20 protein-coding genes and 3 pseudogenes are annotated in these 22,606 nt (G+C 52.7%); 13 read left to right on the forward strand and 10 right to left on the reverse strand.

Annotated features, from left to right (window positions below; all coding sequences use genetic code 11):
• Window positions 1-14 precede the first annotated feature (14 nt).
• From ABKW30_RS23715 to ABKW30_RS23735, 5 genes are all read left to right on the forward strand, one after another.
• Window positions 15-905 carry a glycine betaine ABC transporter substrate-binding protein gene (locus ABKW30_RS23715; RefSeq protein WP_348601410.1) on the forward strand — a complete coding sequence of 297 codons (891 nt, stop codon included), beginning with the start codon at window positions 15-17 and terminating at the stop codon, window positions 903-905.
• Window positions 906-1,026: 121 nt separating this feature from the next.
• On the forward strand, window positions 1,027-1,920 hold the full coding sequence (locus ABKW30_RS23720; protein ID WP_348601411.1) for a glycine betaine ABC transporter substrate-binding protein: 894 nt from the start codon (window positions 1,027-1,029) through the stop codon (window positions 1,918-1,920).
• A gap of 11 nt (window positions 1,921-1,931) precedes the next feature.
• Window positions 1,932-2,882, forward strand: coding sequence for an alpha/beta hydrolase (locus ABKW30_RS23725; protein WP_348601412.1), 951 nt, complete (start codon window positions 1,932-1,934; stop codon window positions 2,880-2,882).
• A 52-nt stretch (window positions 2,883-2,934) separates the two neighbouring features.
• Entirely contained in the window at window positions 2,935-4,059 is a 1,125-nt protein-coding gene (locus ABKW30_RS23730; protein WP_348601413.1) for a mandelate racemase/muconate lactonizing enzyme family protein, read from the forward strand.
• A complete protein-coding gene (locus ABKW30_RS23735; protein ID WP_348601414.1) occupies window positions 4,056-5,042 on the forward strand; it encodes an Ldh family oxidoreductase in 987 nt (328 codons plus the stop codon). The genes ABKW30_RS23730 and ABKW30_RS23735 overlap by 4 nt, the downstream gene beginning before the upstream one ends.
• 91 nt (window positions 5,043-5,133) lie before the next feature.
• On the opposite strand, the gene ABKW30_RS23740 is transcribed toward ABKW30_RS23735, so the two are convergent.
• Window positions 5,134-5,247, reverse strand: coding sequence for a CBS domain-containing protein (locus ABKW30_RS23740; RefSeq protein WP_348601415.1), 114 nt, complete (start codon window positions 5,245-5,247; stop codon window positions 5,134-5,136).
• A 130-nt stretch (window positions 5,248-5,377) separates the two neighbouring features.
• Here ABKW30_RS23740 and ABKW30_RS23745 point away from each other — a divergent pair.
• The 6 genes and pseudogenes from ABKW30_RS23745 to ABKW30_RS23770 all read left to right on the forward strand — a co-directional run.
• Window positions 5,378-5,545 (forward strand): annotated as a pseudogene (locus ABKW30_RS23745) (transposase); the annotation flags it as partial.
• 277 nt (window positions 5,546-5,822) lie between these two features.
• Complete coding sequence (pstS, locus tag ABKW30_RS23750) at window positions 5,823-6,911, forward strand: phosphate ABC transporter substrate-binding protein PstS (protein WP_348601416.1); 1,089 nt, start codon at window positions 5,823-5,825, stop codon at window positions 6,909-6,911.
• 89 nt (window positions 6,912-7,000) lie between these two features.
• Window positions 7,001-8,728: a Na/Pi symporter gene (locus ABKW30_RS23755; RefSeq protein ID WP_348601417.1), complete on the forward strand. Its 1,728-nt coding sequence runs from the start codon at window positions 7,001-7,003 to the stop codon at window positions 8,726-8,728.
• Window positions 8,729-8,733: 5 nt separating this feature from the next.
• Window positions 8,734-9,021, forward strand: coding sequence for a CHAD domain-containing protein (locus ABKW30_RS23760; RefSeq protein WP_348601418.1), 288 nt, complete (start codon window positions 8,734-8,736; stop codon window positions 9,019-9,021).
• Window positions 9,022-9,043: 22 nt separating this feature from the next.
• Window positions 9,044-9,505: pseudogene (locus tag ABKW30_RS23765) on the forward strand (CHAD domain-containing protein); the annotation flags it as partial.
• 372 nt (window positions 9,506-9,877) lie between these two features.
• Entirely contained in the window at window positions 9,878-10,201 is a 324-nt protein-coding gene (locus ABKW30_RS23770) for a HigA family addiction module antitoxin (protein WP_348601554.1), read from the forward strand.
• A gap of 82 nt (window positions 10,202-10,283) precedes the next feature.
• Here ABKW30_RS23770 and ABKW30_RS23775 read toward each other — a convergent pair.
• Window positions 10,284-10,497, reverse strand: a pseudogene (locus tag ABKW30_RS23775) (transposase); the annotation flags it as partial.
• 931 nt (window positions 10,498-11,428) lie between these two features.
• Between ABKW30_RS23775 and ABKW30_RS23780 the strand changes: the two are divergent.
• The gene (locus ABKW30_RS23780; RefSeq protein ID WP_348601419.1) at window positions 11,429-12,370 is read left to right on the forward strand and encodes an AraC family transcriptional regulator; all 942 of its coding nucleotides are present in this window, start codon (window positions 11,429-11,431) and stop codon (window positions 12,368-12,370) included.
• Window positions 12,371-12,381: 11 nt separating this feature from the next.
• Here the strand turns inward: ABKW30_RS23780 and ABKW30_RS23785 are convergent, their stop codons facing one another.
• The 4 genes from ABKW30_RS23785 to ABKW30_RS23800 all read right to left on the reverse strand — a co-directional run bounded on the left by ABKW30_RS23785 (window position 12,382) and on the right by ABKW30_RS23800 (window position 17,640).
• Window positions 12,382-12,981 carry a MarR family transcriptional regulator gene (locus tag ABKW30_RS23785; protein WP_348601420.1) on the reverse strand — a complete coding sequence of 200 codons (600 nt, stop codon included), beginning with the start codon at window positions 12,979-12,981 and terminating at the stop codon, window positions 12,382-12,384.
• Window positions 12,982-13,143: 162 nt separating this feature from the next.
• Window positions 13,144-16,341 (reverse strand): hypothetical protein, encoded by a 3,198-nt coding sequence (locus ABKW30_RS23790; protein WP_348601421.1) that lies wholly within the window; start codon window positions 16,339-16,341, stop codon window positions 13,144-13,146.
• A gap of 89 nt (window positions 16,342-16,430) precedes the next feature.
• Entirely contained in the window at window positions 16,431-17,342 is a 912-nt protein-coding gene (locus ABKW30_RS23795; protein ID WP_348601422.1) for an FHA domain-containing protein, read from the reverse strand.
• 133 nt (window positions 17,343-17,475) lie between these two features.
• Complete coding sequence (locus ABKW30_RS23800) at window positions 17,476-17,640, reverse strand: hypothetical protein (RefSeq protein WP_163025336.1); 165 nt, start codon at window positions 17,638-17,640, stop codon at window positions 17,476-17,478.
• A gap of 278 nt (window positions 17,641-17,918) precedes the next feature.
• Between ABKW30_RS23800 and ABKW30_RS23805 the strand changes: the two genes are divergently transcribed.
• Window positions 17,919-18,146, forward strand: coding sequence for a hypothetical protein (locus tag ABKW30_RS23805; protein WP_348601423.1), 228 nt, complete (start codon window positions 17,919-17,921; stop codon window positions 18,144-18,146).
• Between the two features lie 346 nt (window positions 18,147-18,492).
• Here ABKW30_RS23805 and ABKW30_RS23810 read toward each other — a convergent pair whose 3' ends face one another.
• Genes ABKW30_RS23810 through ABKW30_RS23825 form a run of 4 tightly spaced genes read right to left on the reverse strand, consistent with a single transcriptional unit; the run spans window position 18,493 to window position 22,292 of the window.
• Window positions 18,493-19,314 carry an ABC transporter ATP-binding protein gene (locus tag ABKW30_RS23810; RefSeq protein WP_348601424.1) on the reverse strand — a complete coding sequence of 274 codons (822 nt, stop codon included), beginning with the start codon at window positions 19,312-19,314 and terminating at the stop codon, window positions 18,493-18,495.
• Window positions 19,307-20,329, reverse strand: coding sequence for an iron chelate uptake ABC transporter family permease subunit (locus ABKW30_RS23815; protein ID WP_348601425.1), 1,023 nt, complete (start codon window positions 20,327-20,329; stop codon window positions 19,307-19,309). The genes ABKW30_RS23810 and ABKW30_RS23815 overlap by 8 nt, the downstream gene beginning before the upstream one ends.
• Window positions 20,326-21,330 carry an iron ABC transporter permease gene (locus tag ABKW30_RS23820; protein ID WP_348601426.1) on the reverse strand — a complete coding sequence of 335 codons (1,005 nt, stop codon included), beginning with the start codon at window positions 21,328-21,330 and terminating at the stop codon, window positions 20,326-20,328. Before ABKW30_RS23820 ends, ABKW30_RS23815 begins: the two co-directional genes overlap by 4 nt.
• Before the next feature lie 20 nt (window positions 21,331-21,350).
• Window positions 21,351-22,292, reverse strand: a complete 942-nt coding sequence (locus ABKW30_RS23825; RefSeq protein WP_348601427.1) for an ABC transporter substrate-binding protein — start codon at window positions 22,290-22,292, stop codon at window positions 21,351-21,353.
• Window positions 22,293-22,606: the final 314 nt, after the last annotated feature.

Consider the following 22,606-nt stretch of genomic DNA (forward strand, 5'->3'; position numbering starts at 1 on the left):
GAGAGGAACGGAACATGACATTCATTTCTAAGCTTACGAAATCAGTCGTTTCAGCTGCTGCATTTTTCATGGTCAGCGGACCCGTCTGGGCCGACACATTAACGGTCGGCGGCAAGAATTTTACCGAACAACTGATCCTTGCCGAGATGACCAAGCAGTTGCTGGAGAGCAAGGGCTATACGGTCAACAAGAAGGATGGCATGGGTACAAAGATCGTTCGTGCCGCCCTAGAGAACGGCGAGGTTGACCTGTACTGGGAGTATACGGGTACATCACTGATCACCTTCAACAAGGTCACGGAGAGAATGTCTCCGGAAGACACCTACAAGAAGGTCAAGGAGCTGGATGGCGAAAAAGGTCTCATCTGGCTTGCGCCGTCGAAGGCGAACAACACCTATGCCTACGTGGTTCGCTCGGACAATCCGAAGACAGACGGCATGAAGACGATTTCTGATCTCGCCGCTGCCTATAAGGCCGGCACGGCCATCGCGATGGGAACGACGGCGGAGTTTCCGAAGCGTCCGGACGGATTGCTGGGCCTGCAGGAAACCTATGGCTTTGAGGCAGGACGTGCCAATGTCAGACCAATGGATCTGGGTCTGGCCTATAACGCTCTCGCTAACAAGGACCTCGATACTATCGCCGCACAGGCGACAGACGGGCAGATAGCTGCCTTGAAACTGCGGGTGCTTGAGGACGACAAGGGCTTCTTTCCGAATTACGCGCTGACGCCCGTGGTCCGCAAGGAGGTCCTCGATGCTCATCCGGATTTGAAGGATACGCTGGAATCCATCTCCACGAAGCTGGATGATACAACCATGCAGCGCCTCAATAGTGAAGTCGATGTCGAGAGAAAGACCATCGAGACCGTGGCGTCGGACTACCTGAAGTCAAGCGGTATCTAGGTTTCGAAGCAATGTGCGAAGGGCTTCGGTCAAAAGCGATTGCTTTGACCGACGCCGGCTGCGAGGGCCGCGTTTGACCCATCTATCAGTTCATTCAAACCCCTGTCTTGAGGACTCTGCGATGAATATCAGCTCATTGATCAGAATTGCCACAGTTGCGATTACGGCTTCATTTCTCTTCGGTTCAGCCGGTCAGGCGGCCGATCTCACGGTTGGAGGCAAGGATTTCACCGAGCAATATCTCGTTGCAGAGATGACCCGGCTCCTGCTGGAAGGCAAGGGATATACTGTCGAAAAGAAAGACGGACTGGGGACGAGCATCGCTCGGTCCGCCTTGGAGAGCGGTGAGGTCGATCTTTACTGGGAGTATACGGGCACCTCACTTGTTACCTTCAACAAGGTGACGACGTCACTCGGCCCCGACGAAACCTATGCCAAGGTAAAGGAGTTGGACGGGGCAAAAGGACTGGTCTGGCTTGCTCCCTCCAGGGCCAATAATACCTATGCTCTGGCAATCCGACAGAACAACCCAAAGACCGATGGCATGAAGACCTTATCCGATCTTGCCAAGGCCTATCGCGACGGCGGCGAGGTTATGATGGGCGCGACGGCCGAATTTCCCAAACGCCAGGATGGCTTGCTCGGACTTGAGAAGACATATGACTTCAAAGCCGGGCGATCGAATATCCGCCCCATGGAGATCGGGCTCGTCTACAATGCCTTGTCGAATGGTGACATCGACGTTGCAACCGTGGGCGCAACCGACGGCCGCATTGCGGCGATGAAGCTGACGTTGCTCAAAGACAACAAAAGTTTCTTTCCCAACTACGCGCTGGCCCCGGTGGTTCGCAAAGCGACACTCGACGCTCACCCGGATTTGCAGCCTCTGCTCGAGTCGCTCTCCGCGAAACTCAACGATGCCACCATGCAGCGCCTGAACGGAGAGGTCGATGTCGAGAAGAAGCCCATCGAAACCGTCGCAAAAACCTATCTTCAAGACGCAGGCCTTCTCTGACGGACCGTGCCATGCAACCCGATTATTCAAACCTCATTGATAGCGAGACATGGTCATTCATCGATCGCATCAACGCGTTCTATCCGCCAGAAGCTGCCGGATGGCCGATGGAACGCAATCGCAACGTTTACGACCGCATGTGCCGGGAGTTTCACGCGGGGATACCTGCCGGGGTCGCCATCGAAACCTCGGCCATCGACCTGGCGGATCGATCATTGCCAATCCGGATCTATGCGAACGGCGAGCCTGCTGGCTCAGCTGTAGTTCTGTATTTTCACGGTGGCGGCTTTATTCTCGGCGGACTAGACAGCCATGACGATATTTGCGCCGAAATTTGCGACCGCACTGCCTTGACGGTGATCTCCGTAGACTATCGCTTGGCTCCGGATCACCGGGGGACAGCCGCGTTCGACGATGCTGTTTGTGCATATGAATGGACGGCAGCCCGATACGCCCAGCCTGTCCTGCTGGTCGGTGAATCCGCCGGTGGCACGCTCGCGGCATGCATTGCCGGCCATGTAACCAAGCATAGCCAACCACCATGTGGTCAGGTCCTCATTTATCCTCTGCTCAGCGGCGCCAATGAGGGAGACTCGTACATTAGGCATCGTCACGCGCCATTGCTGTCGGCCGATGATGTTGTTTTCTACCGGAGCCTGCGTGGCAACGTTGCCGACATGGCGGATGACGAACTCTATACGCCGCTAGCGTGCACCAATTTTGCAAGCCTGCCGCCGACAGCGATCTTTACCGCCGAATGCGACCCGCTCGCCTCGGACGGCGACATCTACTGCCAACGCTTGCTGCAAGCCGGACGGCCCGCGGCCGTGGTCGAGGCAAAGGGCCTGCCGCATGGCTATCTCCGCGCGCGCACCAGTTCGTCTCGCGCCGCTGCGGCCTTTGCAAGTATTGTTCAAAGCGTAACAGCCCTCGGGCTTGGTGAGTGGAATCCATCACAATAAACAGAGCGCGACGGCAGCGACCATTCGGCGGAAACTTGCGAAGGAAAACAGCATGGTGAAGATTTCCAAAGTGCATATACGGCCACTCGTACTGCCGCTTAAGCAGCCTTATCACTGGTCCTACGGCATACGGGAGACATTTGCGGTAAATCTTATCGAGATCGAGGCGGACAATGGCGTGGTCGGTATCGGCGAGTGCACTGTCGCTCCCGATCAGGGAGGGACCGCCGCCATTCTCAGGCGGCTCGCCGGCCATCTCGTCGGTCATTCCCCCTACGATGTCGCACCGCTGATATCGCGAATCTTTCAGCAGGAATATCTCGGGCATGGCGCCAATATCATGCGGGCAGCGAACCAGATTTTTTCAGGAATCGACATGGCGATGTGGGATCTGCAAGGCAAGCTGGCCGGGCTGCCCGTCCACCAGCTTCTGGGCGGAGCACACCGTAAAGCCGTGGGCTACTTCTATTTCCTGCAAGGGGAAACCGCAGAAGAATTGGCGGAGCATGCGGCCGCTGGATACGCGGCAGACGAACGGATTTTCTACCTCAAGGTCGGGCGCGGCGAAAAGCTCGACCTGGAGATTACTGCCGCAGTGCGCCATGAAATAGGTAATGCCCGCTTGCGGCTTGATGCCAATGAAGGCTGGAGCGTGCACGAAGCGATCAATATGTGCCGCAAGCTCGAGAAGTTCGATATCGAGTTCATCGAGCAGCCCACCGTCAGCTGGAGCATCCCGGCCATGGCACATGTACGGGAATCGGTGGGCATACCGATTGTGGCGGATCAGTCGGCGTTCACGCTTTATGACGTCTATGAAATCTGCCGCCTGCGCGCCGCTGACATGATCTGCATCGGCCCGCGCGAGATTGGCGGGATCCAGCCGATGATGAAAGCGGCCGCCGTGGCCGAAGCTGCGGGACTGAAAATCTGCATTCATTCATCATTCACCACGGGTATTACCACCTGCGCAGAGCATCATATCGGGCTGGCGATTCCCAACCTCGATGATGGCAATCAGATCATGTGGCAGTTGGTTCAACAAGACATCGTCGCCTTTCCCGGCCTTTCTCCACAAAATGGCTGGCTGGCTGCGTTCCAAGGTCCGGGGCTTGGCTTCGACCTTGCCCCGTCTTTGGTTGCGGAAGGGGAAAAGCGATATGCAGAAGCTGCATGAGTAGCATTGGCGTTACGGCGGAAGAGATCGAACGGACTGCGCTTTTCGCGCTAATTGCCCATGGTGCAAGTGTGGCGAATGCAATACCTGTGGCGCGTGCCATCGCCCGCGCCGAGGCCGAAGGCAATTCCATCTGCGGCCTGTTCTACCTGCCCATCTTTTGCGAACATTTGGATTGCGGCAAAGTCGATGGCCGCGCCGAGCCGCATGTAGCCGTACAGGCGGCGGTGATACAGGTCGATGGCAGGTCCGGTTTCGCTCATCCGACTATAGAGGTGGGAAACACGGCACTGGCAGTGGCTGCACAGCGATATGGCATAGCATCAATGGCGGTGAGAAATTCATACAATTGCCTGGCGCTCTCGCACCATGTCACGCCACTGGCTGAGCAGGGGCTAATCGGTATATGTATGTCCAACGCTCCAGCGTCCGTTGCGCCTCCAGGTGCGATCAGGCGTATCTTTGGGACAAACCCGCTTGCCTTTGCCATCCCCTTTGCCGGGCAGCCTCCGATTGTCGTCGATCAAAGCATGAGTGCGGTGACGAAGACCGAGGTGATACTGCGACGTAACCGCGGCGATCCCATCCCCCTCGGCTGGGCGCAGGATAAAGCAGGCAACGCCGTCACCGACGCCGCAGCAGGACTGGAGGGCTCATTGTTGCCCGCCGGCGGGCAAAAAGGCGCCAATGTTGCCCTGCTTATCGAAGTCCTAGCCGCGGCGCTGACAGGCTCCGCTTTGAGCACGCAAGCGAGCGCATTTGGCGATAATGCAGGTGGACCGCCTGGTGTGGGTCAGTTCATCATTGCAATCGACCCTGCACACTTTGCTGGACAGGCTTTTGCAGCGAGCATCGGCCATTTGGCCGCGGCCTTCACGGAAGCGGGCGTACGACTTCCCGGCCGGACTCGCAATCGCCTCTTTGAGATAGAGGTGGATATTAATCTCTGGCGGAAAACAAATGCGCTGGTGAAGTCAGTCTAGCCGATAATCTATCAAGCCAGGCCGCTCGGCTGTCATTATATAAATTCGCGATCTGAACGTCCGCAGTGCCGGTCTGCCGTTCCTGAAACAGTCACGCAATCAGGTCTGATTGCGTGACGATCCCAACGACGCGGTTGTCGGTATCAGCAATGGGAGTGTGATGCAGGCCCATGTCTGCCATTGACGGCAAGAGCCTGGCTATCATGGTTTCAGGCGCGACCGATTGTTCTGCTCATGTTGATGTGGCGCCGAGGGGGAACCCGAAGTTAAGCGGAACCCGTTCTCATCTTATCAAGACGATGATTGTAGAATTACATGTTTCTTGGGTTGAGAGTGCGCAGGGCAAATCGATTGCAGAGGCAATCCGGTCGATAGGCGTAACGGAAGTAACATACTACCGATGGCGGTCTGAATACGGTGGCCTGAAAGGCGACCAGGTCAAGCGACTGAAGGAACTTGAGACAGAGAATGCCCGGCTTCGGCGCGCTGTTTCTGATCTGACCTTCGTAGCCGAGCAATGTAAATCTCCTTGATGTGTCAGTTGAATGACAGCTTGCTGTCAATTTTCGAGATGGTCTCAATTAAAAAGGGTGCGGTTGAATCTGCATTCTCGGTAACTCATGCAGTGAGTTGTCATTAATGTTTTAAGAAACGGAGGTACTAAAAAAGTAAGATTATCTTTTTCGGAGCGTCGGTCGGACGTCTCTGCACTCGTCTTGTAACGGTGAGTTCGGACGTGCGTGTCGATCTGTCAAAGACAATGATCGTGAGGTGTCGACGATGGACCGTTTCCTACTGCGTATTTGTCAAAAAAGACCAGTTGTTTTAGACATTTTCAGTGCCGCTCTCCTGGCCACAGGCCTCGCGTTGACTCCCGCCGCCTGGGCAGAGCCTATCCGGGGGGCTGGCTCGACATTTGCGGCGCCTGTAATTGCAAAATGGGCAGAAATTTACAAGACCGCACGGATGGATGGTGGCGACTTCAGCTCACCAGACTGGACGGTCGATTACGAACTTGTCGGCTCGTTGGCGGGTCTGATGAGACTTGATCAGCCAGAGCTGGATTTTGCGGCGACGGATGTTCCTGTGTCTCATGCGGAACTTGCCCAACATGGACGCCAGCAATTTCCAATCGTGCTGGGCAGTGTTGCAATTGCCATCAATCTTGATGGTGTCGCGCAGGGCCAGTTGAACCTGTCTGGTCCGCTGCTTGCGGATATCTACCTTGGCAAAATACAATCCTGGTCCGATCCTGCGATCAAGGCAATCAATCCGGATCTGGTTCTTCCAAGCCTGAAGATAAGCCCCATTCATCGCAAGGATGGATCAGGTACCACCTACATGTTTACCGAATATCTCTCGTCGGTCAGTGCCGAATGGAAGACGAAGTATGGGGCGGACACGTTGATAAGCTGGCCATTGGGGACGGGTGTCGAAGGAACGCAGAATCTCATTCTTGCCGTAAAGGGGACAAAGGGCACGATTGCTTATGCGGAATCCGGGCAGGTAGAACGGGCAAGCCTTTTTTTTGCTGCCGTCCAGAACAAGTCGGGCAAATTCGTGGAGCCGGGTCCGGAGGGCGTCAGAGCAGCTCAAAACGCCGTTGACTGGTTGAAGGCGGAGGATTTCGCCGTCTCCCTGACCGATCAACCCGGCGATGCAACATACCCAATCTGCGGGGCAACCTTTGCCGTGGTACCAACGATAGGCAAGTCGTCGGGCCGCTATCGCCGTGTGCACGACTTCTTCCGCCTGGCCTTCAAAACAGGTAGCCGCGATGCCGAGGCGCTTCGCTATGTGCCGTTGTCACAGCCTCTGGTAAGCGAGATTGAAAAATACTGGCTCAAGGAGCCGTCAGCAGCACGTTGAACCGTTTTAACACCTGCTGACTAGATGTCCGCCTTGGACAAGTGGATTTTTGTTGGATCGCGCCACAGGCGCTGAGGGGATAAGGCACAATGGATATAGATATTTTCAAGGATATTCTCGTGCCGGTCATCGGCGGGCTCGGCATATTCATGCTTGGACTGGAGTTCATGTCGAACGGCATCCAGGCGCTCTCTGTCAACAAGATGCGAGCTTTTTTGGCCAAAGCCGCTGGAACACCGATTAAGGGTGTTGTTGCTGGCACGTTAATTACGGGTGTCATCCAATCATCGACAGCGATGACTGTCATGGTGGTCGGACTGGTGAATGCCGGGGTTGTCGGATTGAGACCCGCTATCAGCGTTATTATGGGTGCCAATATCGGTACGACACTTGGAAATGGCTTGATTGCTCTTCCGTTAGGACCGCTGGGGTTGATCTTTGCCGGACTTTTCTCATTGGTCTATTGCTTCTCCAAGAATGACAAGGTGCGCAATATCGCGCTTGCCTGCATGGGGTTCGCGCTGATTTTCTACGGGCTCAATCTCATGACGGGTGGTTTGCGGCCACTCCGTAATATCCCCGAGGTGATGTCTGTCCTGTCGACACTCCAGGCTGATTCCTATTTCAACTTGATCAAGTGTGTTCTTATTGCTGCTGGCGTTACTGCAATGATCCACTCGTCCTCGGCTACGATTGGTATCGTGATGGGACTCGGTGCCGCCGGTGTTCTGGATTGGACCACTGCAGTAGCATTTTCCCTGGGTGCGGATTTAGGAACCACCATCACATCTTGGATCGCGTCCCTTAACCTGTCCAAGAATGCGAAACGCGCTGCATATGCCCACATATCCTTCAATATTATCGGCGTATGCATTACTGTGCCTCTGTTTTTTACCTCAATCAACGTGCTCGCCTGGGTCATGCAATGGTTTGGCGGCGACCCGGGAATTCCTGTTGTGGTAGAGGGTAAGGAGACTTTCCCCCTCGTTCCGGTGGCTGTCGGTCTCTATTCGACATTCTTCAATATCTTTAACACCGTGCTGCTCTTTCCCTTCGTCGGCGTGTTTGAAAACGTACTGGCGCGTATCGGACGCACTGATGCCGAAGATGTCGAAGACTACTCGACACCCAAATTCTTGGACCGTAAAGCTGCTGGCGATTTTGCAAAAGCCATCCCAGCCGTCCAGCAAGAGACCGCCCGCCATCTGCAGGCTGGTGCCATGTTCCTGGATATCGCACGCTCCGCGAAAACCGCACCGTCCGATCCAGGCGAGCATTATCTTGCTACCGATATACTCAGCCGCGACATCCGCGAATACACAGCATCGCTCATGAAAGAAGATCTGCCGTATGAACAGCTCGATCTTGTTGCCAGCCTGATCGAGGAGGCGGATTTCACGGCTGCATTGACGGAATCATTGCATCAGGTAGCGCGGCGTGTGAAGCGCGAAGAGTTTAGCCCGGCGGCGCGGGCAATCGTCGATGTCGCGCTCGACAAGCTTGACGCATCCCTTCAGGATATTATGCCAGACTACGGTGTTGCCAGTCCGGCTATGCCTGCCGGTCACGTCAGCATCCCGGACGTTGAGGAATTGCGGGCGCGGACATTGGCACTCGGCCCGAATGCCGGCGCTGCGGAACGGGGTACGATCCTGGCGCTTCTCGGTTCTATCGAGCGCGCCGAAATCCTGATCCGTCGTATCGATGACGAGCGCAAATCGGTCAATCGACAAAGCGTGCTGTCAAGGGCCGCACACAAAACCGAAAAGCCTCTCTCCTTAAACGATGCTGGACTGAGCCCCATGCCAGCGGAGTAACAGTCATGGCCTGCACGCGGAGCAAAGTCGTGCGCGGCTATGCCCGGGCGCTGGATATTCATCCGGCGGCGGTGAAGGCGGGCCTATCGAGTCTTCGCGGCGATGACAGCGTTGATGAGGGAATTGCGAAACTGTTGTCGGGCTGTCAGCAACAGATACGGGCAAATCTTTGCCCCGCGACAAGTGACCGTGAACCCGAAGGTGTCCACCGGTTGCGGGTGGCCTTGCGACGGTTGCGCTCGGCCCCTATTGGTTGCGACGCGAGCTGGACGCACCTTCGCTGCAGGCGCTAGATGCTGAAGCAAGCGCTTCGCGCGGACATTGGGACCGTCACGCAATTGGGATGTCTTCATCGATTCAACGCTTTGCGAAATCGAGGTGGCCAGTCTCCCGGACATCGAATTCTCCGTACTACGTGACGCCAGCGTTCCATTCCGAACCCGGGCCCGTCAGGATGTGCGTGAAAGTATTGCCGACGGGCGAACCAACCGCTCTCTATTGTCAATGGGGCTCGCGATCGAGCAGAGGAACTGGCGAAACGATAATGCAAGTGAGGATCTCGGAATATTGACCGAGCCGCTGAGGAAGTTTGCCGACCATGTCCTCATCCCTCTTGAGCGCAAGGCACTCAAGCGCGGACAGCACTTTCGCTAGATGCGACCGGAAGCACGCCACAAGCTGCGGCTTACCTTGAAGAAACTGCGGTACGCCGCAGAGTTCTTTCTGCCGCTATATTCCAGTCACGCGTCGACCAAAAAGTATCTCAGGCAACTGTAGAGCATGCCGGAGTCGCCCCGCTGCTCGACAGGTGGCGCAAATTCAAGTGCACTGCGCCGTTTTGACCCTGCCGAAAAGTCTCTCGTCCTAGAAGAGCGCAGTTCCCTGCTACGCATCGCGCAGCGGTTGCGATTCGCCATATCGTTTGTAAAGCCTGCAGCCGGTGCCGATGGCCGTTCCCGATGTTGGTTCTTCACAGCTCGATAAAGTTACATATCCGTAAAATAGCTGTCACAATCAACGCCGGCTTCATGAATCGTTCACGGCGGAAATGAGCGTTGCCGCTGTAGCGCCACGTTTTTTTCATTCGCTTGACACGCGGTCAGGCTATGAATTGATCAACGTGATATGAAACCCGATTGGCAAAGCAAAATGAACACATCGGCAAATCGGCGGACGCCGCATGAGGCACTCCATCCTGGCCAACATTTGCTTGAATGCATCAAGTCCCACGGCCTGTCGGAGCAAGATTTTGCGCTGCGTGCGGACATACCGATGGCGACGATTGATGCCATCATTGCTGGCCGGCATCCGATCACCTGCGATATCGCCCTGCGTATAGACCGAACACTGGGTATCATGCCGGATCTCTGGTTTGTCCTGCAATCAAGGTGGCAACAGCATCAGAAGAAGCTTTCCATTGCTGCGTTGTCCCAGACGTTCCCCGATCTGCTCATCGAGCAGGTGATGCCGTGATCGCCCATCAGACGCTGGAACTGTTTGCTGGTGTAGTGGGCAGGTTCAAGCGGTCGTCGCAACATCTTCGGCGAGTTTATCAGCGGGCGACTTTGCGCCGCAGCCATTCGATCTCAAGTTGTTTTGACTTCATCTGGCCATGCCCTGGAAAAGACTGGATCGGAGCCATGCTCTCTGATCCATTTGCGCAGCACATTCTCGTGGACATCGAGGTCGCGGGCAGCCTGTGTAGTAGCGACACCGCGCTTCTTCATCGCTTCAAGCTTGTATTCGCGGCTGAACTTTTGTCTTTGCATTCATACTTTCTGGTTTCATGCAGAACACCTTAACTCTATGTCTGTGAAACCGGTAGCAGGCCACAACGCTTCGCGTCCATTCACGACCCGATCTACAACCTTCATTACTATACTATCCCCGCAATCAATTCAGCTCCGCCGACTACCGAGAACTGCGTCAGGCTGCCACCAACATGTGGCGCGAAATCGCATGCGTGAAATAGCCTGAACATCACTCAAAGATATAACTAAGTCGACTGCAAAGTTAAGGTTCCAGTATTCTCCAGACAGCGTTGGTAGAGTTAACGCGCCGAAGATTTAGCTCGACAGAATTAGTTTATCGGTTCAGAATCGAGTTTCGGGCAGCCATTCAAAGATTGAATCAGAGCGTGATAATGGATTCATTATCAGTGATAATTGGCAGTCGGCTTTGAGCTTGATTAAGTTCTGGTAGAAAATTATTACAGGAAGATAAATAACGTTTCATTCAAATATGGGGCTTAGCTTCACCAAATAAATTAGCCAGCATGTAACATGTGTTAATTCCCTCGTATGTAAGCCAATCCTGAGGATAAGAGCGAACATATGCTTTTGTCATAAAGCAAATATACAGTAGATAACTTGATGGAATCCTAGATTTCAGAAAATAAACATTCGCGAATCGAAATTTTTTCTCGGGCGTGGGTTGACACCGATCCTAATTATTCCGAGTAAATGCCCAAAAGGTAAGCAAATGCCCAATTTGTGCTATATCGCGGTTGTGAGATCGGGTTAATGCCTAAATCGAAGTGTGTAGAAGTAAAATATAGTCATTATCAAAGCGACTGTAGCGATGCATCGCAAAGCCTCTGTGACAATTCCCTCTTTGTACGAGATGACTACGATGATTAGAGCCGATCTAGACAGAACGTTTTCTTGCCGAGATATTGCTGCCATATTGAGACTCGGTCGATTGGCTGCGCCCAAGGATATGCCGGATGGGCATGCAACTAGTAGTTTGCCATTCAAAGGCGAGTTTACGGTTCAGAGCGTTGTGAGCGGAATCCACACCGTTGTTTCGGACATCAAAAGTAACCAGGATTTTTCGCTCATCAACCCGATGCGATCAAGTTTGATGTGTTTGGTATTATTGGGTGGATCCCCGATAACACTGTACTCTCCCGGAAGACCTGCAGTTACATTAGATCATCAACGCCCGATTATCTTGAATTTCTCCCACAACGAATTGCTTGAGCTGCGCCAAAAGGCTGGTACACGGAGTGCGTTCGGCGGAATAGTTCTTTGCCCTGAGAAAATTCAATCGCCACCCTGGTCAACATATATTGGCAATTTCTCACCTTTGCTGGACTTTCATGCCAGACCTAACAACTACCTAAAGTTGCTCCCGTCGCAGCGCTGCGTAAAACTGGTGAGTGAAATATTATCGCACAATTATAGCGGGAAGCTGAGAAAGCTTTATCTTGAAAGTATAGTTCTGGCTTTCATCGTTGAGATAATAAGGCTGATGCAGGTGTATGATTTGCACTCGGAGGGACTTAATTTGAAGCACTTTTCAAAAGTGCTGGCTGCACGGGAAATCATTGACAGTGATATTGTGAATCCCCCTACAGCTCACGAGCTATCGCAGCAGGTAGGTGTCAATATCACCACCCTGAGGATAAATTTCCGGCTTGCTTTCAACAACAGCATAGGTGGATATATACATGACCGCCGCCTTGAAAAGGCTCGAGCTCTCTTACGGACTCAGGCGCCTTTAATAGCTGATGTGAGCCGGTCTGTCGGGTATACGAATGCCACCGCTTTCGCCACAGCATATCGCAAGCACTTCGGCTATCCGCCAAGTCAGGAAGTAAAAACGGAAAGCGAGATAGATCGAAGATCAATCGCAGGCTAGCGTCGTTTGCATCAATCTCGTGAACCTGACAAGTCGAAAAATAACTGCTCAAGACGTAGCAACGTGTCATAAGTTATGGTCATCTCATCGCTGTTCTCAGGGCAATTTTCCATTGAGTAAGGCAACTTCTCGATAAGCGAGTCTACAGCAATACAGAGTTGGTGCGCTTTGAGCTGCATGGTGAGTTGAATGGTCCGCCGGTTTTTATGAGAAAGAGCACGCTCGACATAGCCATGTTCTTCCAGACCGTTGATGTAGTAAGTGAGATTGGGACCTTTAAGGCCCAGCTGGTCGCCCAGATCACCAATCGAAGAGTAACCATCGCGCAAGGTAAGCAACAGCATGAGCTGGTTCGGCCCGATATCCTCGACGCCCAGTTTATTCAACTCTCCCTGAAGGAGAGTCGACAGTTTCCGGCCCATGCGATTAACTGAAGATCCCATTTTAAACAGGGTTGTAGCGTAGTCATTGCTCAGACGTGGATGAGCCGGGGGTACGGCGATATCGGTGGAGCAGCTATCGCTAAATACCATTTGGCTCTTTTGCAAAGATATGGTCTCCACATCTGCAATATTGGCGGACGATGCTTGCTCAGAAAAATTCATGACCATAAAACTCACTCACCCGGTTTCAGGAAGGACGCGGTAATTATCGTTGATCGGACATTTGCGATAACCTGATTGGCGTTGTTCAATCAGAGACCGCAGCAACAAGTCATACAGGCCTGCTCATCCGGAATGTCGCTGTGCCTGTTCTTTCGTCTGGTGGTTTGCTCAAGCGGACTCCTTTTTACCCGCTTCCATGTCTGTGCTTCCCCAGGGACGCCAATCATCGGTATGAGACTGATGACCATGTGGACCGTCCCTGGTTGTCGAGCCAGTCAGATGCTTCTCCCAAAGATTCTTGCTGTTGGGATCACCGTCCTTGTGCAGGTAGGGCGCAAGACGGAAAAGCGAGCTTCCTTTTTTGCCCTCTGTTTCCTTGAAATGCTTCCATTCGTCTGCCTGAAATTCAAAAATCGATTTGTCATCGGCTGAGTCACGACCGCCATACATGTAGCTGGCGTAACGGGCATATTCGAGCTTGTCGCCCCAATCGTCCTTTGTTACGCCCGCGCTGGCGAGATCCTTGAAGAACTGGCCTTGCGAGTCTGTCAGCTTTTGCATCTTGGCGTGTTCTACGGCCTCGGCAATCAGGGTGCCAGCGATGCCGAATACCAAACCTGCCACGCCGAGAACGGGACCGGCGACACGCGCGCCTATGCCTATGCCACGCACAACTGTCGAGGCGATATCGCCGGCCAATTTTGCTGCAAGATGACCGCCTTTGGGGGCAAACATCGATATAGTGTTTGCTATCGCCGAACCGGTTCCAGCCACACCTGTTCCTAATGAGAAAGCCGCATCTGCCTTCTCAAGTGCAGTATCCGCTTTCTTGAGCTTGCGGGCTCCGGATACAATGTCCATGACACCGCCTGTCAAATCCAGACCAGCTCCACCCATGAAGCGGAGGAACGAACGTCCGGCTGCGACGGCGGCATTTGGTTTCTTACCGTTGGGACCGTCTTTAGCGCCCATCGCTTCGCCGAGAGATTTGATGGTTTTTTCGTAGTCTTTCAGTTCCTCGGGCGTGAATTTGGTCACGTCATAGGATTTCAGATTTTCGGAGGACTTCCCTATCCGCTCATTGATTTCAGTGGCGAGTTTATCTGATTTCGTTTCCTTCTTGCCCCAGATGTCTGGGAAGTTTTCATCGATCAGGCCAAGCCATTCCGTGGCTTTGATTTTGGGTTGCGGTTTACCATCGGCACCAGCTGCAGGGTCTGCGTTCTGTGTGCCGCCGAGGGTTTCCACAATGTTTGAACCGAACTTGAGGAAATCGGGGGTTGCACCCAAACCGCCTACCAGATCACGAGCGGCAGCTAACTGCTCGTCTGATGTCATTTCACCCCAGCCGCCGCCATTGGCAATCTGCAGGGCACCGCTGACCAAGTTCATCGTACCAGATATAGCGCCGAGCGTACCAGTGTCGCTTGCGGAATGCAGTGCCTTCTTGAGTGAACCGGCAGTTTCCTCACGATTGGTCGAAAGGCCTTTTAGCTGCTCATCTACGACCTTGTCGATAGTCTTGGCATCACCGGTTGCTGCGGCCTGCCTGATGGCAGCTGCAATCTTGCTGTTATCCTCCGGCTTCAAGCCCTCAATTCTTCCGTCCAGGATGTCAAACTCATCCTGCATCTTCTTGTAAAGGTCGTAACTTTTATCACCTTTGTCCAATCCTGCCAGCGTCGTATTGAGTCCGCCTTTAACCATTGAGAATGTCGAACGCAGACCATTCTCGATATTTTCAGGCTTCACCGTTTCCGGCTTTTCCATGTAAGTGTCGAGCTGATGTGTCATCATGTTCTGGTTGAATGTCTGCCGACGCGCAGCATAGCTATCGGGCTCCAGGATGCGCAAAGATTCGAAATAACGGTCTACATCCAGCTCCGCCATTTCAGATTTTTTCGGATCCCCCGAGTCATTCATGGCAATGACATATTCTTCAAATTTCAGATTGGCGTCACGGCTGTCCTTGTTGAACAGGGCAGGGAAGACTTGCTCCCTAACTTCGTTGAGCGTTCCTTCAGGCAATTCACTGACCGCTTTCTTCAGCTCCTTGTCATAACGATCCTTAATGCCGTCTTTCTGCATCAACCCGGAAAGCTCTTTTGCGAGTTTTTCCTCATCGATTATTTCCTTGACGTCATGGCCGTTGAGTTTGGTGGGGTCCTTGTCGGATTCACGATAGGTCCCGCTGCCAAGATTGATGGCTTCTGCGTAGCCATAAAGATCATATCCGTTGTCTACAGCGGCCTGCGCATCCATCAACTTGACGATTTTTGCCTCGTCAGAATCCTTGGACAGCTTTCCGCTTTCGATATCGTCTTTGATGCCTTTAACAAAACTTTCAGCGGTCTTTGTACCAACAGTTTTGTCACCGTATAGCTCCATGTCCATGATGCCTTCGGCGCCAAATGACGGGATGCCGTATTTCTCACGCAATTCCTGTACGGATTTGGGTTCATCAGGTGGTGCAGCTTTGTCCGAATAGGCTTTGGGCTTGATCTGTATCAAATCGCCCTTGAGATTAGAAAAACCGTATTTGCCGAAATCCTGGAGACGGCCTGCTTCTGTTCCGTGCTTGGCATCACCGCCTTTAGTGAAACCATCGATCTTGCCATTCCCTTTCTCATCACCCGATAACAGCCTGTCGCTGTCGGTTATCCTCTTGCCACTCTCATCCAGATTTTCCACATGTTCCACAACCTGGCTTGCCCGGTATGCAGCATCGGCATCGTTATCGAAATCGCCGACACGTTTCTTAAGGTTGTCTTTGACATTGCTCTGGTTGCCAAGATTGCGAAGAAGCGGGGTGTCGTCGATAATCTGCTTGGCAGAACGATTGTCGCCTTCAGGGCGTTTTTGATTTTCGCCTATATCCGATACGACGATCTCGCCTTTCAGATTGGAATAGCCATACTTCCCGAAGTCCTGAAGGCGGCCTGCCTCTGTTCCGTGTCTGGCTTCACCATCCCTGGTAAAACCGTCAATGCTGCCGTTTCCGGCCTCTTTGCCATCAGTAAGCTTGCCGTCTTCATCAACGGTTTCGACGTGTTCCAGAACTTTGACTGCCCGATATGCAGCGTCAGCGTCATTCTCGAAGTCGCCGACCTGCTTTTTCAGATTGTCCTTGACGCCGCTTTGATTGCCGAGATTGCGGAGAAGGGGAGTATCGTCGATAATCTGCTTGGCCGTCCGGTTGTCTCCCTCTGGCCGCTTCTGGCCCTTGCCCATTTCATTTTTAGGAGGAGTGTCCGGGGAGGTTTTGACAGCGTTGTGCACCTCTTTTTCCCATGCAGCAGCTGCTACGGCATCTTTATTTGTTCCGCCAGCATCCTTGGAAGAAAGATTTGGTGCCTTGACTGTCATCGTGCATCCTCCGCCTAAAAATATTCAATCAGCTATTCCAGATTCACCCCCACTTCCCTACCTAGCTCTTGTGCAACGCAGGTACCTAATCAGAAAGTCAGGACGAATTCTTCGCCTTGCCTGCTTGCGATAAGCCTGCCGTCACGAATGTCCTTGATGATCCAGCCATCTTCGAGCGCGGCTCCCTTATAAAGCCGCGTTCCGTCTGAACTGATGGCGTAGGGCGCATCCCCGAACCATACAGCCTGTAAATTGAACTTCGGGTGCACCTTCGGTGCCATTGCCCCGACCATGCTGGTCAAGACATAGGTTCCGCCATAGGTGCGGTCGAACCAGTTCTGGATATTGGCCCATGCCTTCTGATCATCGGCCGACAGATCGCCGCTGACGGTAAGCCGCGTTCCGTCTGCATCGACTTCAAGACCGGAAAGACCGATTTCCGCCAGCCTGGTCTTCAGCGATGCTGCAACCGGCCCATCGGCTGCCGGAGCATGAATGCTTTCGACAACCTGACCATGCTTGGCCGCAAGATGGGCAACAGGCGCATTGCCCGAGCCGAGAAAGTCACTGACGCCTGCCTGTACGGCAGCAATCGTCAAAAGTGTCAGTGCACCGCCGCCGATGGCGATCCAGCTGGCTCGTGGCATCTTGCGCAGGCTATCCGTCCCGGACACAGGCGATGAAAGCGCGATGGTTGCACCGCCGATCTCGAACTCGAAAGGCAAGGGTGAACGCACGCCATGACCGGCCGGCACAAGCGTGTCACCGTCAATGACAACATCGCCCTCAATGGCTTCGATCAGGACATTCGATCCCTGAAGCTGCAGTGTCATGTGATGGGCGGCAACAGCGCGGTCGCTGAGCGTCAGATCGCAATCTGCCGCTGAACCGAGACGATAGGAGCTGCCTTCCAGAGGAAGCAGAACTCCATCATGAACACCTGCCGTTACACGCAGCAACAGCGCTGTTTTTGGTTCCTGAAACCGTACGACGGAGCCCATGGCATTTGCCTCGTTTGCAAAGTATTCGAAGTATTTCAATACGTCTTTACATCGGGCTCAAACTGGCAAAAGGCCCCCGACCGGCAATAAGGATTTGCGCAGAAGGCAAGAGCCCTCTGCGCAAACGTCAAAATCAGTTGTTTGGACGCTGCTTGGCAGCATCAAGTGCCACCTTCTTTTCAGTCGTGATTTCGGTAATCTTTGCTGACTTCTCAATCGCCTTGTCAAACGCTTGCGTCATCTTGTCGATTGAAGCGTCCGATCCCGTCGCCCCGCCACCAACACCTTGAACAGCCATGCTATTTCTCCAAAACTTGTTGCAATGTAGCCGGGATAGATAAGATAAAAATGACACCCTAACCTAGCTGACCTGAAGTCTAGAGCAAGAATTTGCCATGAGACAACTCGCTCTAAGCATTAATTTCGGATAACAAAGTATGTTCTTTCTCTAGCGAAGCCTTCGTGAAGGGATGGCACAGACAAAAAATGTATCGCAAGCGGTCATCATTTTAGTTAGCTGGAAATCTAATCAGTAATCGAAAAATTATTGTGGTTCTCTACAATGGAACCATACTCATGACCGATGAAGGTTCAAAGCCCCTGCTGTTGTCAGGGATCTTGAACGCCTCAGACCGAGGCGAGGTTTTGAGTGCACATACTTACGAGCTAGCGGTGAGCTTCGAATTTAGCATGCCAGTGATGCCTGCAGATAAAATGTGCGAAGTTGGCCGACAAATTTACCGCCGTTGTTGTCAGTGGAGCGTGGAAAGTATTGTTTATCAAACAAGTTCTTTCCGAAAGTGAACTTGAGGTTGTTTTTCTCTTTTTCTCCATCATAGCTCAGGCGAAGATTGACTGTAGCATATCCAGGAATGACACCGAGACGACTGGTCGCGTCTTCACCAGTGAGATACCTGGCCCCTCGTCGGGTAATCCCGGTGAACGTTGCTTCGACTGGGCGAAGACATCGGCATTAAATACCCAGTTCTGGTAGTTGGCGATCAATAGATCGGATCGGCTTAATTCATGTCTGTGTTGTTCAAAATATTCCTGCCGGAGAGCAGAACTGCGCCAAGAAGTTTCCAGTGCCTTTTGGACATCTTCGGTCTGTTTTTCTTGGCTGCCGTGCCTGTCTGCTCTTCAGTTATCTTCAAGCGGGCGTCGTTATGTGGGCTCGCTCTACCCTGAGTGGCAGACATAATGGGGTTCCGTCAACCGGATGGCGGATAACAACAGCTTCAATGCCGAACACGTCCTTAATAAGGGTTTCCGTCAAAAGCTCTTCTGGCGACCCGACGGCATAAATGCCACCATTGGATACGGCAATTATCTGATGCGCAAACTGCGCTGCCTGATTGAGGTCATGGACAACCATAACGATTGTCCTGTTTTCGTTGCGGTTCAACTCGCTGAGCAAATTGAGTATGTCGATCTGATGTGCAATGTCGAGGTATGTCGTCGGTTCATCCAGCAGCAGAATTGGTGTCTCCTGCACAAGCGCCATGGCAATCCAGGCACGTTGCCTTTGACCACCGGAAAGAAGGTGCAAAGGTCGCTCGGAAAACTCTGTCAGATGAGTTGCAGCCAGTGCCCGATCAACGATGTCGTCGTCATTTGTCTGCGAGAAACTTAAAATGCTTCTGTGAGGATGCCTGCCGAAACGGCACAACTCCCGAACTGTGAGACCATCCGGTGAAACAGGGTTTTGCGGCAAGAGTGCCATTATCTTTGCCGTCATTCTTCTCGAATTGCTGGCAATCGATCTGCCGTCGAGAATTACAGAACCACTTATCGGGTCTGCTACCCGCCCCAATGTCCGTAACAAGGTCGATTTGCCACTACCATTTGAACCGATGAGAGCTGTTATCTTGCCATCCGGAATTGTCAGGTTCACTCCGGAAAGAACAGATTTGCCCTCATAGCCAACAGACAGTGCATCAGCTGCCAGCCGATGGGTTTCGATCTTATCCATTTGAGCGGGCCTCCCGATACAACAAATAAAGCAGATAAGGTCCGCCAATTACCGCCGAGACGATGCCGGCGGGAATCTCGTTTGGCAGTGCGATCAATCGGCCGGTCAGATCCGCCACCGAAAGCAGCAATGCACCTACAAGTGCCGATGTGGGTAGGAGGTATCTTGCCCGTTGACTGACGAGCGCCTTGGCAATCTGGGGTGCCAGAAGACCGAGAAACCCCACGCTTCCAACGCTGGCCACAGCACCTGCCACGAGAGCTACGGCTACCACTATGAGACATGCACGAGCCCAGCGCGGATTGATCCCCAAACTTGAGAGGTTGTCATCGCCAAAGCCGGTCAGGTCCAACAGGTTGCTGATCAAGACAACAATGGGCAAGCAGATCAAAAGCCAGAGGGCCAACCATAATACATCATGGCCGGAACTGCCGAAAACAGTCCCGGCTAGCCAAAGCATCGCCTGATCGGATTTCGCGGGATAGGTTGCCATCAGAAAATGCGTGATGGCTTGTGCGAGAGCGCCCAATGCTACACCCACCAAAGCCATCGTGGTCACGCTCCCCCCCAGTCTTTGTCCGATTGCCAAGAGAAGGAAAAGGGCAAGAGTACTGCCGATGGCAATACCTGCAGGAATTGCCCAAATCGACCATGCTGGAGGCAGGAGTATAACTGCAGTAAGCGCTCCCAGACCTGCGCCTTTGGTGATGCCTATCACATCCGGAGAGGCAATCGGATTGCGCAGCGCGTTCTGCAGGAGTGCACCTGACAATGCGAAAGCGGCACCTGCCATTATCGAAACAAGCACTCTGGGCATACGGTATTCCAGAACGATAAATGCGTTTTCCCCCCCGCCAAGCGCCGTGATAACTTCGCCTAGGGATAGCGGCACTGCCCCCAGCGCCATTCCCAGGAGTGAAATAAGCACCAAAGCCGACAGCAATGCTGCCCAAACGGCAAGCACGTTCGTTTTAACGATAGATATTGAAACTGCGCGATTGGAAGGACTAGTCATCGAATCCGCTTTCTCGCCGCAATCACAAGAAATGCAGGGGCGCCAAGCATGGCCGTCAATGTCCCAACGGGTAATTCGGCCGGGTAGGCGAGGATACGTCCAAGCAAATCTGCTCCACTAAGAAGCAAGGCACCGCCCACACCGCTAAGAATGAGTAGCGCGCGCTGATCTTCACCAGCAAAGAACCGCACGACATGAGGCACGATCAGGCCAACAAAACCGATTGGTCCCGCTACCGCCACAGCGGGACAGGCGAGTATTAAAATAAGGGCACAGGTAAGAGCAGCAACATGTTTGGAGTTCTGACCTAGAGATTGGCTGGTAATCCTGTCGAGTGCGAGAACACCTATGTAACGTGCAGCAAGAACTGCGACTGTCCCACCAATAATCGTAAACGGCAGAATGATGAGGACTTTCGGCCACTGCGCCGTGCTTACTGAGCCAACAAGCCAGAAAATCATATCCTGTGTGGAATTATCAGCGATCAGCACACCTTGAATAAGAGCTGACAGGACCAACTGAATGGTGATGCCCGAAAGCGCAACTTTCATGTTGTTCGCTTTGCCATCAAGCGATAGCGCCCACATAATCAAACCCACCATTGACGCTCCGATGAAGGCGAGGATCACGTTTCCGAAAGGTCCGAACGAAGGAAGCACCATCGCGAGAACAACGATTCCTACGGACGCACCTGCATTGATTCCAAAGGTCTGAGGTGAAGCGAGGGGATTGCGCGTCAAGGTTTGTATAAGGACGCCGGCCATCGCCAGATTTATTCCCACAAGCGCCGCCAAGACAGCTCTTGGCATCCGCACGCTGAAAATCAGCGCATCATCAACCGAACCGTCGCGATTAAACAGAAGCAGGAAAGCTCGTCCGATGGACATCTCTGTAGATCCTGCTGCAAGGCTTGCAAGCAACGTCAGAGCCAGCATTGCCGATACGATCAACAGGAAGGTGAATCGCCTCCAACCCGGCCGCTGGTTTGTTGTGCTATCCAACGTTAACCTCGCAATACCGGTTATTTGGCGTATAGATTATCGACAACATCACGGGCAATGATCGTTGCGGTACGCAAGCCGCGAAAACGTGTGTACTGATTGCGATCAACCTCGAAAACCTTGCCATTGCGGACTGCGGATATATTCAACCAGACCGGGTTGGTCCGCCATTGATCGAGCAGAGTACTCTCGGCATCTGCAGCGATGAAAAGCACATCCGGGTTGAGAGATGCGAGGCGCTCCAAACCGACGCCGCCTTCGAGAGGTTTGTTGGAGACAAGAGCTGATTTCAAGCCGATTGCGGTGAACACTGAGCCGCTGAACGACGACGATGTATGTAGGGTCAATACATCGGGTGTAACGACTGCCAAGAGAAACTTGCGCTCTTCATCTGCAGGAACCTTTTTGGCAAGTTCTGCAATGGCAGCCTCGTGTTCTTTAATGACCTTTTCGCCCGTGGCCTTGATGCCCAGAGCATCTGCGATAGTGATCAAGGAATTTTTGATGTCAGCATAGCCACCTTCCCAACTGTTCAGAATGATCGTCGGCGCGATTGAGCCAAGCTGGTTATATATGCTTGCATGTCTCAACTCGTCCGCGATGATCAAATCCGGCGTTATAATGCTCACCAGTTCGAGATTGGGCTCAAGTCTAGTGCCAACAGATTTGTATTCAATCTTTTTGCCGAGCAATTGCTCTATTCTTTTGGGTTGATTGTCATCTGCAATGCCCGCAGGCGTCACGCCGAGTGCTTCAAGTGCTTCGACGAAGGAGTATTCAAGCGCCACTACCTTTTTTGGATTGCCTGTGATGAGCGTCGAGCCGAACTGATGAACGATGGTGCGCGGGCTTTCGTTACTCTCCTGTGCGTTTGCGCTGCAATGCCCGAAAATGAACAGGCTTAAGACCAAGCTGCCTGCAAATTTTTGCAGCAACCGAATGGCGTAAAAAACAGTAATCATAAGATTTCTTTGAAAATGGCTCATATTGCAATCCAACTTGCGCCATTACCTGAAATTGGCCAGCGCTGATGTTGCGGTCATTACAAGAATGTTGGATTCATTTCAATTAAATATAACTACGAATATCATGTTTATCATCTCTGTGGCTGAGACTCTTACAAAATGGTAGAGGGTCGACTGTAGCCTTGAATTGCTAGAATATAGAAATTGTAATAATCGTTGAATTTCATCAATTTTTCTCATCAATATTATTGAAATTTATAATTCTAGAAAAGTCTATTCGATGAAATTGAGATTATTTCTTATATATCTTT

The sequence above is a fragment of the Phyllobacterium sp. SB3 genome (assembly GCF_040009165.1).
In the GTDB taxonomy this organism is placed as follows: Bacteria; Pseudomonadota; Alphaproteobacteria; order Rhizobiales; family Rhizobiaceae; genus Phyllobacterium.